We start from the raw sequence: 14,037 nt of genomic DNA, 5'->3' as shown, positions 1-14,037 counted from the left end.
TGATATGGACTGAGGCAAGTGAGAAAAAATAGTACCTGCCTCAGCAGAGGATGAGATTATTTTAACTTATCTTTAAAAATTTCTAGAATAGTTTTTTCTGTTCCAACCATACCTGGAGAGGCAATGAGCCCCATATTGCGCATGGTGTCTTCGGGTGTCTTTCCGTTGATGCCATGTACTTTGTCAATGTGGATGCCCTTCATGGCAAATTCCACAGATCTAAAGGCTGCATCACAGGCGGCTATGCCTTTCATTGTGCAGCCCTGGTTGCCACCGTCACAGATCATGCCCGTGATGGAGGAAGCCATGTTGTTGAGGGTATACTCCATTTGTTTTATCGTTCCGCCCTTTAGATAGACTAAGCCACAGGCCATGCCAGAACCTGCAGCGATGGCACATCCGCAGAATGCGGAAAGCCGTCCAGAATATTCTTTGATGTAGGTGCAGATCAGATAGCTCAACATCGTTGCCCGATAGAGAATTTCTTCACTTAAATCATTGACCTTGAAAACGCCATAGAGTGGCATGGTGGCAATGATGCCGTGGGCTCCAGAGCCAGTAATACTCATGGCAGGTTTGTCAAGACCAATGACACGAGCTTCGATTGCTGCGTTGCAGAGTAAGGATGCGGTCATTTGCTCGTCTTTGGATATGACTTTGCCGTCGTTCATGGCTAGCAATTGTCTTGAAAAGCTCGTGCGAGGGTTGCTGATGGCCTCTTCAAATAGTTCTAAGTTGACCTTATAGGCATCTCCTACAAATGTGATTTCTTCTAGCGGAACAGTGTTTACATAGTCTAAGATCTCAGCAAGAGTATATTGATGTAAGGAATGAACTTTTGCTGTGTCTTTTGCTGTGGTTTCTGTGCCATCCGTTGCATACTCGTCCTTTTTCTCAAGGATGGTCTCTCCGTTTACTACGATCTTTGTGATATTTGTGTGCTTGTCACGAATAGTAAGAATGACTTTGCTTTCGGTCGTCTTTAATGTTACTTCCATAAAGATACGGCTGGTGATGCCACTTAGTTCTACAGTGATTTTCTCTTCATCAATAAGTTTTTGCGCAGTGATATTATCAGAGGGAGTGATGTCGGCAAGGGATTCTAAGCCCTTATCGGGATTACCAGCAACATATCCTAAGGCAGCTGCGAAAACATTGCCGACCTCGGTGGAATTTGGGATGCCACAGGTAAAGGCATTTTTATACATCCCACTGTTCATGGCAACATTTAGATGGAGGAGCTCGCCCTTCCCATAAGATTTTGCCTTTGCGACACAGAAGGCAATGGCCCCTGGTTCTGTGACACCCAGTGCCAAAACCATATCTTTTTTGATTAGTGTTGTTAATTCGTGCATCGTATTCCTCCTTCAGTTTTATTTTGATTATACCATTAAAGGTCAAAAAGAGATGGGTTTAGCTGAAGTTGGAAAGGAACTGAAAAGAAAAGAGGTAGATAGTGTGAAAGAAAGTAGAGGTAAGCCGTAAACCGGCGCACTTAAATAAGCTGTCTTAAGTAGGCAACTTATTTGAGGATATAGATTTAGTAGATTGATCAAGAAGCTAAAGGTTCATCAGGAGGAAGCAGTCCTTCCTTTTGTAAAAGTTTTTTGGCTTGCTTGATAGCCTTAGCCTTCTGTTTTTCAGCTAAAGGTGCAGGCATATCGATTTTGTAAAGATCGCTTGGATTCCATACCTCTCCGGTAGACAGCATCCGGTAGATGGCTATAAGAATCATACGGGCAATGGCAATAACAGCTCTTTTCTTGCCACGGCGTTTAACAAGGGATTCATATTTCGTTTTGTAGTAAGGAGACTTGTCAGATTTCACGGCTGCATGAGCACACTGTACTAATGCAGGTTTGAGGTAGACACCGGCACGTGTAATACGGACAGATTTCTTCTTACCGGCAGATTCATTGTTGCCGGGGGTAAGACCTGCCCAACAACATAAGCGTTTAGAATTACAAAACTGAGACATATCAATACCAATTTCGGAGATGATAGTAATTGCACTATCACGTTTGACACCCGGAATGGTAGTTAGTAACCGAATAGCTTTATCATAATCAGGATCGGAAGAAATCAAAGATTCAATCTGTTTATCTATATCATTGATTTCAGCTGTGATATAATCCATATGTGCGCGAATTAGGCGCATACGATATTTCTGGGCATCAGTCATCTGATATCCTTCGATAGATTCAATCACAGCGTCTTCTTTGGATTTGAGGCTCTTAAGAAGTTTTGAAGAGATTTCTTCATGGTTAATCGTAGTACCTGATTGTTCAAGCAGATAATCGATAATGGATGAGGATGACTTCCCAAAGATATCGGATACAACAGAATCTAATGCGATATTACAAACAGTAAGAGCATTCTGATATCTATTCTTTTCACTTGAACGGCAAGAAACAAGCTTGTAACGATATCTTGTGTATTCTCTAAGAATACGGATCAACCTACAAGGAATGTAGCTGCTTTTCACAAGTCCCAGTCGGAATAAGTCTCCAATCCATTTAGAATCTTTGGTATCGTCCTTGTTACCCTTAACAGCTTTAACCCATTTGGGATTAGCAATGGTAACGTTGATTTGATCTTCGAGAAGATTAAAGACAGGAACCCAGTATTTACCTGTGGATTCCATACAGACATCATGGCATTCATTTTTAAGAAGCCACGATTTAAAGTCTAAAATAGAATTGTTGAAGGTAGAGAATCGCTTCTTTTGATAAGAAGGTTCAATACCGGCGGTAGTTTTGATGATTGTGGCAACAAGAAAAGATTTGTGAACATCGACACCACAACAGGTTTGATAAGTAACTTTCATAGTGTAACTCCTTTCGCAAAAGATAAGAAGCCATTGACTGAACTGCCACACAATAAAACAAAGAGCTTTAACAATTCTTAGTGTACGGATTCATGATACCACTTATTTGTGCTTGAAAAGACAGAACTTACACTGATTTTTATGCTGTCTAAAACAGAGAAAGTTTTTACAACTTTACCTCCCGTGCTTTGTAGTATAGCTTCTTGTTATATATTTTAAATCACAGAGTTGAGATGTAAAACACTTTCATTACTATTTGTGCCGCGGCTTGCCCGCGGAATGGAGATTTTTATGCATTGTTTAGACATCAATCCTGAAAATAAAACAATTATCTTACTGATTCATCCGATGCTGTCTTCGGCAGAAGGGATGAGACAATGTATTGTAGAGGGATTAAAAGGACAATATCGGCTTTTAATTCCCGATTTGTCTTCTCATGGAGAAAGCCAAGAAAGCTATCATTCTGCGAGAGAAGAAGCCAAGAAAGTACGACAAATATTGAAAGATAAAGGCGTACAAAAAATCAATCTGGCTTATGCGGCATCTTTGGGAGCTGTAGTTTTATTGTATCTTATAGAATATAAAGAAGTTAACTTTCAAAAATGTATTTTTGAGGGAGCACCACTTTGGAAAAATTCTTTTATCATGGAATTTTTTTTAAAAAAGATCATGTTGTCTAAGCATAGAATGGCAAGAAAAAATCGGGCTTTATCTATTGCGAAAATGAAAAAAATGTTTGGAGAAAAAGCTTCAGAGAAGATGACAGACACATTTATACATATGGATGAGGAGAGCATAAAAAATATGATTTATGATTGTGCCCATGTACAGATTCCAAAGTTAAGTCAAGAAGAACAGAAAATTTGTATTTTTTGCTATGGGGATAGAGAATTTGACTTAAAAGGAGCGAAAAAATTTCTTCCCCAATTCTTGCCTTATGCACATTTAGTACAGTGGAAAGGCTATGGACATTGTGAGCGTATCGTCAAGGATTCAACAGAATATGATCATTTCTTAGAGGAACAAATTGAAATAGAGGATGAAAAGTGTGGGAGGAGAATAAATGGCAAAAGAAGAATGTTTAATTTGTAAGGCTCCGCTTGAGTATCTAAATGCTGATATTTTGATGGAGTGTGAGATTTGTCACAAAAAAGAAAATACTAAGACAAGATGTATAAATGGTCACTATGTGTGTAATGATTGCCACACACAAGGACTTGCAGCAATTATTGATTTATGTAGGAAAGAAACTTCCAAGAATCCAATAGCGATTATTGAAGAGATGATGGCACTGCCATTTTGCCATATGCATGGTCCAGAACATCATGTTATGGTTGGAGCAGCATTGCTTACTGCATACAAAAATGCTGGTGGAAAGATTGATCTCCACAGCACGCTGATAGAGATGATGAATCGTGGTAAGAGCGTTCCAGGGGGGAGTTGTGGATTTTGGGGGGCTTGTGGTGCAGGAATTAGTACAGGAATGTTTATTTCTATTATCTCACAGTCTACACCTATGTCTAATGAACCTTTTGCACTTTCGCATAAAATGACAGCAAAATCGTTGGAAGAAATCGGAAAGATTGGAGGACCACGTTGCTGTAAGAGAGATTCCTTCCTCTCTATTTTTACTGCCATTGATTTTGTTAAGGAGAATTTTAACATTACGATAGAGAAGCCAGAAGTTGTATGTAAATATTCAGCACAAAATAATCAATGTATTGGGAAACGATGCCCATTTTCAAAAGTCAATCATTTCAGTAAAAAATCCCCTGCGTGAGGTCTTGTTTGTTACGCTAGGTTATGTTGTAGAATCTATGGCGTAAGGAGGTGAAAGTCATGTCAAAATACACAACGGGAGAGTTGGCAAAGCTCTGTGGTGTTACAGTCCGAACAGTTCAATATTATGATCAAAGGGGAATCCTAATTCCAAGTGAGCTTTCTGAAGGGGGACGACGAGTTTACTCAGACAGTGAATTGAAGAGGATGAAAATGATATGTTTTTTGAGAGAATTGGATTTGTCGATTGAGGCAATCTCTCAAATACTACAAGAAGAGCATCCTGAAAAGCTACTCTCTCTTCTCATTGAACAGCAAGACAAATTGCTTTCTGATGAGATTGGAAAGAAGAAGGAAAAATTGGCAAAACTTCGGGAACTAAAAAATGAGCTTGCCAGTAAAGATCAGTGCTCTCTCGAATCCATCAGTGACATGACCATAAAGATGAAAGACAAGAAAAAATTAAAAAAACTTCGTCAAATGGTATTTTTAACAGCATTGCCGATGGGTATCATGCAGTGGACTTGTATTATTTTTTGGATTGTCAAGGGGGTATGGTGGCCATTTGCCCTTTGTTTACTTATTGCAGTTGGGTGGGGAAGCATCATGATTATCCATTATTTTAGTAATGTACAATACATTTGTCCAGAATGTCATCAAACATTTCGGCCATCTGTAAAAGAGCTGATTTTAGCAAGGCATACACCAACGACTCGCAAGTTGACTTGCACTAAGTGTGGTCACAAGGGATTTTGTGTGGAGATTTGGGGAGGAGAGGAAAAAACCGTAAAAAAGTAAGTGTAAGAAAAGAGCCAACCATCTGACTTGTCGGTGGTTGGCTTTTTCATCATTGATTATTTGCGGTCCTTTTGTGCACAGAGTTTAAATCTATTCTATAAAATTGAGTAAATCAGTTTATTTGACTGTCAGTTCACACACAGATGCTCGCTCGATCAGATGTGCACGCAGTAAAAATGTACTAATTGGTATGTGATTGAGTAAACTCGAAAGTGCAAAGAAGCCGCTTTTTCCAAGTTCAGACCGATCTTGTTGAATGGTTGTGAGCGGTGGGGATAGATGAGCCGCCAGCGGGAGATCATCAAATCCAACAATACTAATATCATTAGGTACTTGATATCCCAGTTGTTGGCACTGGGTGATGGCAGCACTGGCTATAGTATCTTGGCTACAAATAATAGCCGTCATTCCACTTTTTAAAAATCTGGGTAGATGCTTTTCAATGCATTCAGACAAATGATATGAGCATCCTGCATTGGCAGAGGAAGTCTTAATTCCATGTTGGTGCATGGCACGGAAAAAGGAAGCGTGCCGTATTTGTAAGACCCTCGATCCAAGGGAGCTACTTAAGTAGGCAATCTTTCGGTGGCCGAGTCGGATAAGATAGGAGACAGCCAATATCATCCCCTCATCATTGTCAATTCCGACATAGGCTGTCGATGGATTGCCAACAATATAGTTGTCAAAGAGTACTGTAGGTGTACGACTAGTCTCAAAGTCCTTGATCCATGGGTCATTGAGTGAAAAGCCAATGACAAAAGCACCGACATAATTATGCCCAAGCATAAAAATATCATAGTGTTGGTTTCGCTGTGTTTGAATGTCTATCGGTATAATCTCAACTTCAAAGCCAGCAGGCTCCGCCATCTGGCGAAATCCCATAATGATATCATAGGCAAAATCATGCGGTTCTTCATATTGCATATTTTCTTTTTCTATTAATATACAGATCTTTTGTACGGGATTTTTATAACGGCGTAATTTCGTATAGTCTAAGGCAACAGCAGTTTCTAAAACTTGTTTTCTTACCGTTTCACTAATATCGGGTGCATTATTTAGTGCTTTTGATACAGTGCTCTTGGAGACTCCTATTTTATCAGCAATATCCTGGATAGTCGTCATAATTTTATATCCTTTCATAATCAATAAGAGAATTGTTGTATTTAAACAATTCTAGTACAGTGCTACAAAAATCAGTTTCTTTTTATTATATAAAATAAAAAAAATTTAGTAAAGTTTTATAAAAAAATAGACCAAAGGGATATTGCACAAATATAAAGATAGTAAATTATGTAAATTTAACGAAGACATCGGGAGAGATTGAAAATAGATTGACGAAAAAATAAAAAAGATATATATTAAACATAACGAAACAATGCGAAAATTTAAGGCGGGAGGAAGAAAGAGAATGAGAAGAGGTCTGGCAGTGTTTCTAGCAGGAATCATGACGGCAAGCCTAGCGGTAGGGCTTACTGGATGTGGAAGTAGTAAGGTGGCGAAAGGATCGGAGAAGGTCAGACTAATGGTATGGTCGCCATCAGAGGATCAATCAAAAGACAGTGGTCAATGGTTGCAGACAATGTGTAGTAATTTTGCAAAGGATCATCCAGAGTGGGATATTACTTTTGTCTATGGTGTTGCCGATGAGGCAACAGCGGCAGACCAGGTGGCACAGGATCCAGAGGCAAGTGCGGATGTGTTTATGTACGCAAATGACCGTATAACCAATCTTATTGATGCAAAGGCTGTGGCAAAGTTTGGTGGAAAGTACAAAGAGGAGATTGAGTCAAGTAATGCAAAGGGACTTTTGGATTCCCTTACAGTGAATGGGGAGCTCTATGGCGTTCCGTTTACAACCAATACTTGGTATATGTTCTATGATAAGTCTGTATTTTCTGCAGATGATGTGAAAAACTTGGATCATATGCTGAAAAAAGGAAAGGTGTCTTTCCCATTAGTCAACTCATGGTATCTTCCAGCATTCTATCTTGGAAATGGATGTACCTTGTTCGGAGATGGAACAGATGAGTCAAAGGGTGTTGACTTTAGTGGTCAAAAGGCAGTGGATGTCACCAATTATGTGATTGATCTTGCAGACAATCCGAATTTTAAAATTGATGCCGATGGTTCTGCACTTGCAGGTCTTCGTGATGGCAGTGTGAATGCAATGTTTACGGGTTCTTGGGATGCAAAGGCAATCAAGGAAGCATTGGGTGACAATATGGGTGTTACGACTCCACCGACATTTACAGTGAATGGACAGGATAAGCAAATGCTTTCCTATGCAGGTTCAAAGGCTATCGGAGTCAATGCACACAGCCAATATATGGAGCAGGCAGTTGAGCTTGCGGTGTATCTGGGTGGACTAGATGCTCAGAAGGCACATTATGAGATGAGAAATGTTATTCCATGTAATACTGAACTTCTAAAGGACAAGGAAGTTGCATCAGATGAACTTGTTCAGGCACAGAATAATACCTTTAATAATACCTCTGTTCTTCAGCCATTTGTATCGGCAATGAGCAATTGTTGGACACCAGTTGAGAATATGGGAAAAGGAATCCGCAACAAGAGTGTGACACATGAAAATGCAAAAGAGCAAGTAGAAGCAATGAATGCAGCAATGAATAGTAATGGAATCAAGTAAGGGGTAAATGGAATGAGTTTATTTAAGAAAAGAGTTAATGAATTTCCAACGCCATATACATGTAAAAATGCGATAAAAGAGGGCGGATTAGAGACAAAACTTTCCATGATTCTAATGGGATTGGGAAATATTGTGCATGGGCAGGTAATCAAGGGACTTTTATATTTGGCCATTGAAATCGCTTACATTGTCTTTATGGTGGTCAATGGAATTGGGTTTATTGGTAACCTTCGCACATTGGGATCTGTAGAACAACAAGAAGTTTGGGATCAAGCTAAGCAGATTTATCTCTACACAAAGGGCGATCAGTCCGTTCTGATTTTGCTCTATGGTGTGACGGCAATATTAATTACTGTTTTGATGTTCTTTGCTTGGAGAGGAGCTTTAAAGAGTGCCTATAAGGCTGAGCGTCTTCACAAGGAAGGAAGACATGTCAATAACTTTGGAGAAGATTTGAAGTCTCTTCTTCATGAGAATTTGTATCGCCTGTTTATGACACCACCAACAGCATTTGTCTTTGTATTTACTATCCTTCCACTTGTATTTATGATCTGTATGGCCTTTACGAATTACAGCCGTATTGACAATCATTTAATGCTCTTTAACTGGGTAGGACTTGACAACTTCAAGACATTGTTTGATTCAGGAAGTATCTTAGGAAGTACCTTCTGGTCAGTGCTTGCTTGGACTGTAATTTGGGCGTTCTTTGCAACATTTAGTAACTATATTTTTGGAATGATTTTATCCCTTTTGATCAACAGAAAGGGAACAAAAGCAAAAGCATTTTGGAGATTTTGTTTTGTACTTTCTTGTGCAGTGCCAATGTTTGTCTCTCTTTTGATTATGCGTACAATGTTACAGCCAGAGGGAGCCATTAATGTGCTTTTGAGAAATTTGGGATTGATTGCAAAAGATGCAAGCCTTCCATTTTTTACAAATCCAACATGGGCAAGAGTTACTGTAATCATCATCAACATCTGGGTTGGTGTGCCATATACCTTGCTTCAGCTTACAGGTGTTCTTCAGAATATCCCAGAAGATTTGTATGAGGCGGCAAGAATGGATGGAGCGAATGCATTGCAGATCTTTACAAAGATTACATTGCCATATATGCTCTATGTGACAACACCATATTTGATTGTAACTTTTACAGGAAATATCAATAACTTCAATGTTATTTATCTTTTGTCAGGAGGAGATCCTGTTACCGATCTTTCTTCAACAGCAGGTAAGACCGATCTTTTGGTTACATGGCTCTATAAGTTGACAATCGACAAGCAATACTACAATATCGGTGCAGTTATTGGAATTATGACCTTTATTATTTTGGCTATCGGTGCACTCTTGACCTATAGAAATAGTAAATCTTACAAAGAAGAAGGAGGCTTCTAAATCATGGCAGGAAAGAAATTACAATCTGCAAAGCAGAAGAGGATGATCGACAATACCATTGTGCATATTGTGCTTGCGGTGTTGGCTGTCATTTGGCTTTTCCCTATCTTTTGGGTAATCCTTACAAGTTTCCGTGCGGAAAAAGGCTCTTATGTATCAACCTTCTTCCCAAAAGCGTTTACACTTAGTAATTATGCAAAGTTATTTTCTGATACATCAATTTTGAACTTTCCACAAATGTTTATGAACACCTTGTTTATTGCCATTTGTTCTTGTATTTTGTCTGCATTCTATGTACTTGCAGTGTCTTACTGCTTGTCTAGATTGAAGTTTAAGTTGAGAAAGCCTTATATGAACATGGCCATGGTTCTTGGATTGTTCCCAGGATTTATGTCCATGATCGCAGTGTACTTTATTTTGAAAGCGATGGGACTTACTCAGGGAAGTCTCATTAAGTTGGCATTGATCTTGTGTTACTCTGGAGGTGCAGGACTTGGCTTTCAGATTGCAAAGGGATTTTTTGACACCATTCCAACAGCGATTGATGAGGCTGCACTTTTGGATGGATGTACGAGATGGCAGATTTTCTCAAAAATCACATTGCCATTGAGTAAACCAATCATTGTCTATACAGTTTTAACATCATTTATGGCTCCATGGCTTGACTTCATCTTTGCAAAGGTTATTTGTAGAGCAAATTCTGACCAGTATACGATTGCTATTGGACTTTGGAAAATGCTGGAGAAGGAATATATTGATAGTTGGTACACCAGCTTCGCAGCAGGTGCAGTGTTGATTTCTATTCCAATTGCGATCTTATTCTTATGTATGCAGAAGTATTATGTCAATGGCGTATCAGGTGCAGTTAAGGGATAAAGAATGAGAGATAGAGTAGAACTAAAGAAGTATTATTCTTCAAGGGCATTCCTTAAAAATTTTGTTTATGATGGGAATGATCTTGGGGTAGAATGTAATGAGGATAAAACAACCTTCCGTCTGTGGTCACCAGAGGCGGAAGGTGTCATCTTAAATTTGTATCATGCAGGAAATGGCGAAAAAGCTTATCGACAGATTCCAATGGAAGCAAAAGAAAAGGGAGTATGGAGCTGGGAGACAGATGAAGAACTTCACGGGGTATACTATGACTATTTAATTTCCAGAGATGGTGAGAAAGTCCTGACAGCAGATCCCTATGCAAAGGCGTGTGGAGTGAATGGACTGCGCAGTATGGCAGTAAATTTAAAAAAGACCGACCCTGAGGGATGGGAAAAGGAACAATCACCTGAAGAAGGTGAAGAAAGAATCGTCTATGAGCTTCATGTAAAAGAATTTTCTTGGGATAAGTCGGGTGGTTTTCCTGAGGAATATCGCGGAAAGTACAAGGCATTTACTTGTAAGCATACAACATTAAATAATGACGGGATTCATCCAACAGGTCTTGATTATCTGAAAGAGCTGGGGGTAACCCATATTCAGATTATGCCAATGTATGACTATGGGTCAGTGGATGAAGATGGAGATGACACGGAATTTAACTGGGGATATGATCCAGTCAATTACAATGTGCCAGAGGGATCCTATGCGACCGATGCAAAACATGGTGAGGTTCGCATCAAGGAGATGAAGGAGATGATCCAGTCGATCCATGAAGCAGGATTTGGTGTCATTATGGATGTGGTCTACAATCACACATATTCGCTGGATTCATGGCTTCAGAAGACATTGCCTTGGTATTTTTACCGAGTATTTCCAGATGGAACGATTTCTAATGGTTCAGCTTGCGGAAATGATGTGGCCAGTGAGAGAGCAATGTGCGGAAAATATATTCTGGACTCGGTGCTTTATTGGGCCAAGGAATATCATATTGATGGTTTCCGCTTTGACTTGATGGGACTGTTGGATGTAGATTTGATGAATCGAATCAGAAAAGAATTCGATCTTCAATATGGCAAGGGAAAAAAGATTATTTATGGTGAGCCGTGGGCAGCGACAAAGACAGCAGTAGAAGGAAGAAAAAAGTTAGCGAAAAAGAATAATATCGGACTTTTAGATGAAAATGTCGGTGCTTTTTGTGACAGTACTCGTGATGGTATTAAGGGATCTGCACTCAAACCAAAAAAGGCAGGTTTTATCAATGGGGCACAGAAAAAAGAAGATGAGATGTTGGCCAGTGTGATGGCATGGTGTGCAAATCCATATCAGGCAAGGGGATGGAAAAATGTAAAGGCTCCTTCCCAGATTGTCACCTATGTATCGGCACATGACAATCATACTTTGTGGGATAAGTTAAAGGAGACTGTCCCAGAAGAGGAATGTATGCGACTCAATAAGATGGCCGCTGCAGTCTATATGACCTGCCAGGGAACATTGTTCTTTTTGTCAGGAGAAGAGTTTGCTAGAACAAAAGATGGACTAGATAATACATTTAATGCTCCAATTTCATTGAATTGCCTAAAATGGGAACAGGCATGGCAAAACCACGAATTGGTTCATTACTATCAGGGATTGATTGCACTGAGAAAAAAGATTTCTGGACTTTGTGATAAATCTGAGGATAGCGATAAAAAGATCACGGATATCTGGAAAGAAAAGCAGATTGTCGGTTTTACGGTGAACAATGATGAGGGTTGCTTGTGGTCTCAGGTAAAGGTGATTTACAATGCATCAAAGAAAGCTTTCTTGTGTGACTTAGATGGAAATTGGGAACTTTTGTGTGATGGAAATGACAGTTGGTGCTTTGAAAAAGAGATTCATGTAGATGGACAGGTAGAAGTTAGTGCACAGAGTGTAGTCATACTTGGACGAAAGTAGAGTAGGGAGAAAATCAGATGGAATTTGCCAGTGTGTATCATAGAACATCAGAACAGATGAGTTACCCCCTGGATGAAGACAGATTGATTGTAAACCTCAAAACAGGATATGATGTAGAAAAAGTTTTTATTCACTATGGAGACCCTTTTGAGGCTGGAATTCTTGGGGGAAAGGAAAAATGGACTGGAAAGAGAGAAGAAATTGTTCATAAAAAGCGTCTGTCACATCAGATTTGGTGGACAACTACACTTTTTCCATTTTATAAGAGATGCAAGTATTTTTTTGAATTGCATACAAAGGATCAGGTTTGGTACTATTTTGAAGATGGTTTTTTGACCAAAGAACAATTTCATATGGACGGTCGAATGTTACAGTGCTTTATTGTACCATGGATGAACCCAGCAGACATCAACCGCACACCTACATGGGTAAATGATACAATCTGGTATCAAATTTTTCCAGACAGATTTTGTAATGGAACACCAGAAAAAAATGGTGATGACATCACACCGTGGAGAGATCACGGAAGTGTGACAAATCATGAAAAATTTGGGGGAAATTTAGAGGGCATTCGCCAAAAATTGGGCTATTTACAGGAGTTAGGAATTACGGGAATTTATTTAAATCCAATTATGGAGGCCTCTTCGAATCACAAGTATGACACAACCGATTATACAAAAATCGACCCAGCTTTTGGAAATAGTGATATAATGAAATCACTTTGCAGGGAAGCTCATGAAAGAGGAATCCATATTATGGTGGATGCGGTGTTTAACCATTGTGGAAGAAAATTTGCCCCTTGGCTCGATGTTCTAGAGCATGGAAAAGATTCTCGCTATGCAGATTGGTTTATGGTTGAAAATTGGGATGAAATTGGAAAGAGAGCAGATACTAGGGATCGACGCTTTTATTCTTTTGCATTTACAGATGGTATGCCTAAGCTAAATACCAATAACGATGAAGTTATTGAATATTTTTGTAAGGTCTGTGAGGATTGGATCAAGGAATTTGGTATTGATGGCATTCGATTTGATGTGGGAAATGAAGTATCTCATCGATTTTTAAAGCGAATCAGGACGCATTTAAAGGCAATAAAGCCCGATATTTATTTGCTTGGGGAGATCTGGCATGATGCAAGTCAGTGGCTACAGGGAGATGAATATGATTCGGTAATGAATTATCCTTTGCTCAGTGGCATCCATGACTTTTTTATTGACAAAACAATGAAAAAGGATGAATTTGAATATATGGTCAATCGCTGCTATACTATGTATATGCAGCAAAATAACAATGTACTTTTCAATTTGTTGGATTCTCACGACACAGAGCGGTTGATGAATCGCTTCCATAATCTGGATAAGTTTTATCAGCAATTGGCCATTCTCTTTACACTTCCAGGAAGTCCGTGCATCTACTATGGCACAGAGATTGCAATGGAAGGGGCACATGATCCAGATTGTAGAAGGTGTATGCCGTGGAGTGAGATTGATAGTCAAGAAAATCAGAAAAAGATTGCCACGATGCGCAGCTTGATTATGCTCAGAAGAAAGGAAAAGACCTGCAGAAGTCCGCATTTTCATTTTCCACACAGCTATGAAAATGAGCGATGCGTAGAATATATCAAGATTGACGAGGATGGAAATAAGATGGAAGTTCTCATCAATGCCTCAAATGAGACTGTCAAAGTGAGAGGCGAAGGAGAGGTGCTTTTTGCATATGAATTTGACGGAGAGACTCTTGGTCAAGATGGAATCTTAATCCGTAGAATTTAGAAAAAATAAAA

Annotated in this window: 11 protein-coding genes; 8 read left to right on the top strand and 3 right to left on the bottom strand. The window is 39.3% G+C overall.

Annotated features, from left to right (window positions below; genetic code table 11):
- Positions 1-56 precede the first annotated feature (56 nt).
- A complete protein-coding gene (locus tag J5A74_02640; protein ID QUI96254.1) occupies positions 57-1,355 on the bottom strand; it encodes a serine dehydratase subunit alpha family protein in 1,299 nt (432 codons plus the stop codon).
- Positions 1,356-1,552: 197 nt separating this feature from the next.
- Positions 1,553-2,827 (bottom strand): IS110 family transposase, encoded by a 1,275-nt coding sequence (locus tag J5A74_02635; GenBank protein ID QUI96253.1) that lies wholly within the window; start codon positions 2,825-2,827, stop codon positions 1,553-1,555.
- 291 nt (positions 2,828-3,118) lie between these two features.
- Between J5A74_02635 and J5A74_02630 the strand changes: the two genes are divergently transcribed.
- From J5A74_02630 to J5A74_02620, 3 genes are read left to right on the top strand one after another with little or no spacing between them, the layout of a single operon-like run.
- On the top strand, positions 3,119-3,919 hold the full coding sequence (locus J5A74_02630) for an alpha/beta hydrolase (GenBank protein QUI96798.1): 801 nt from the start codon (positions 3,119-3,121) through the stop codon (positions 3,917-3,919).
- On the top strand, positions 3,891-4,607 hold the full coding sequence (locus tag J5A74_02625) for an SAM-dependent methyltransferase (GenBank protein QUI96252.1): 717 nt from the start codon (positions 3,891-3,893) through the stop codon (positions 4,605-4,607). Before J5A74_02630 ends, J5A74_02625 begins: the two co-directional genes overlap by 29 nt.
- Positions 4,608-4,666: 59 nt before the next feature.
- A complete protein-coding gene (locus tag J5A74_02620; GenBank protein QUI96251.1) occupies positions 4,667-5,404 on the top strand; it encodes a MerR family transcriptional regulator in 738 nt (245 codons plus the stop codon).
- Positions 5,405-5,521: 117 nt separating this feature from the next.
- On the opposite strand, the gene J5A74_02615 is transcribed toward J5A74_02620, so the two are convergent.
- Positions 5,522-6,526 carry a LacI family DNA-binding transcriptional regulator gene (locus tag J5A74_02615; GenBank protein ID QUI96797.1) on the bottom strand — a complete coding sequence of 335 codons (1,005 nt, stop codon included), beginning with the start codon at positions 6,524-6,526 and terminating at the stop codon, positions 5,522-5,524.
- A 286-nt stretch (positions 6,527-6,812) separates the two neighbouring features.
- Here J5A74_02615 and J5A74_02610 point away from each other — a divergent pair, with 286 nt between their 5' ends.
- Genes J5A74_02610 through J5A74_02590 form a run of 5 tightly spaced genes read left to right on the top strand, consistent with a single transcriptional unit; the run spans position 6,813 to position 14,026 of the window.
- Positions 6,813-8,051, top strand: coding sequence for an extracellular solute-binding protein (locus J5A74_02610; GenBank protein QUI96250.1), 1,239 nt, complete (start codon positions 6,813-6,815; stop codon positions 8,049-8,051).
- A gap of 12 nt (positions 8,052-8,063) precedes the next feature.
- The gene (locus J5A74_02605) at positions 8,064-9,443 is read left to right on the top strand and encodes a sugar ABC transporter permease (protein ID QUI96249.1); all 1,380 of its coding nucleotides are present in this window, start codon (positions 8,064-8,066) and stop codon (positions 9,441-9,443) included.
- Positions 9,444-9,446: 3 nt separating this feature from the next.
- The gene (locus J5A74_02600; GenBank protein QUI96248.1) at positions 9,447-10,319 is read left to right on the top strand and encodes a sugar ABC transporter permease; all 873 of its coding nucleotides are present in this window, start codon (positions 9,447-9,449) and stop codon (positions 10,317-10,319) included.
- Positions 10,320-10,322: 3 nt separating this feature from the next.
- Positions 10,323-12,254 carry a type I pullulanase gene (pulA, locus tag J5A74_02595; protein ID QUI96247.1) on the top strand — a complete coding sequence of 644 codons (1,932 nt, stop codon included), beginning with the start codon at positions 10,323-10,325 and terminating at the stop codon, positions 12,252-12,254.
- A 17-nt stretch (positions 12,255-12,271) separates the two neighbouring features.
- The gene (locus tag J5A74_02590) at positions 12,272-14,026 is read left to right on the top strand and encodes a glycoside hydrolase family 13 protein (protein ID QUI96246.1); all 1,755 of its coding nucleotides are present in this window, start codon (positions 12,272-12,274) and stop codon (positions 14,024-14,026) included.
- Positions 14,027-14,037 lie beyond the last annotated feature (11 nt).

Source organism: Lachnospiraceae bacterium oral taxon 096 (genome assembly GCA_018141845.1).
Classification (GTDB): Bacteria; Bacillota; Clostridia; order Lachnospirales; family Lachnospiraceae; genus F0428.
The sequence above is the reverse complement of the archived record's forward strand: the minus strand, read 5'-3'. Positions and strand labels throughout refer to the sequence as shown.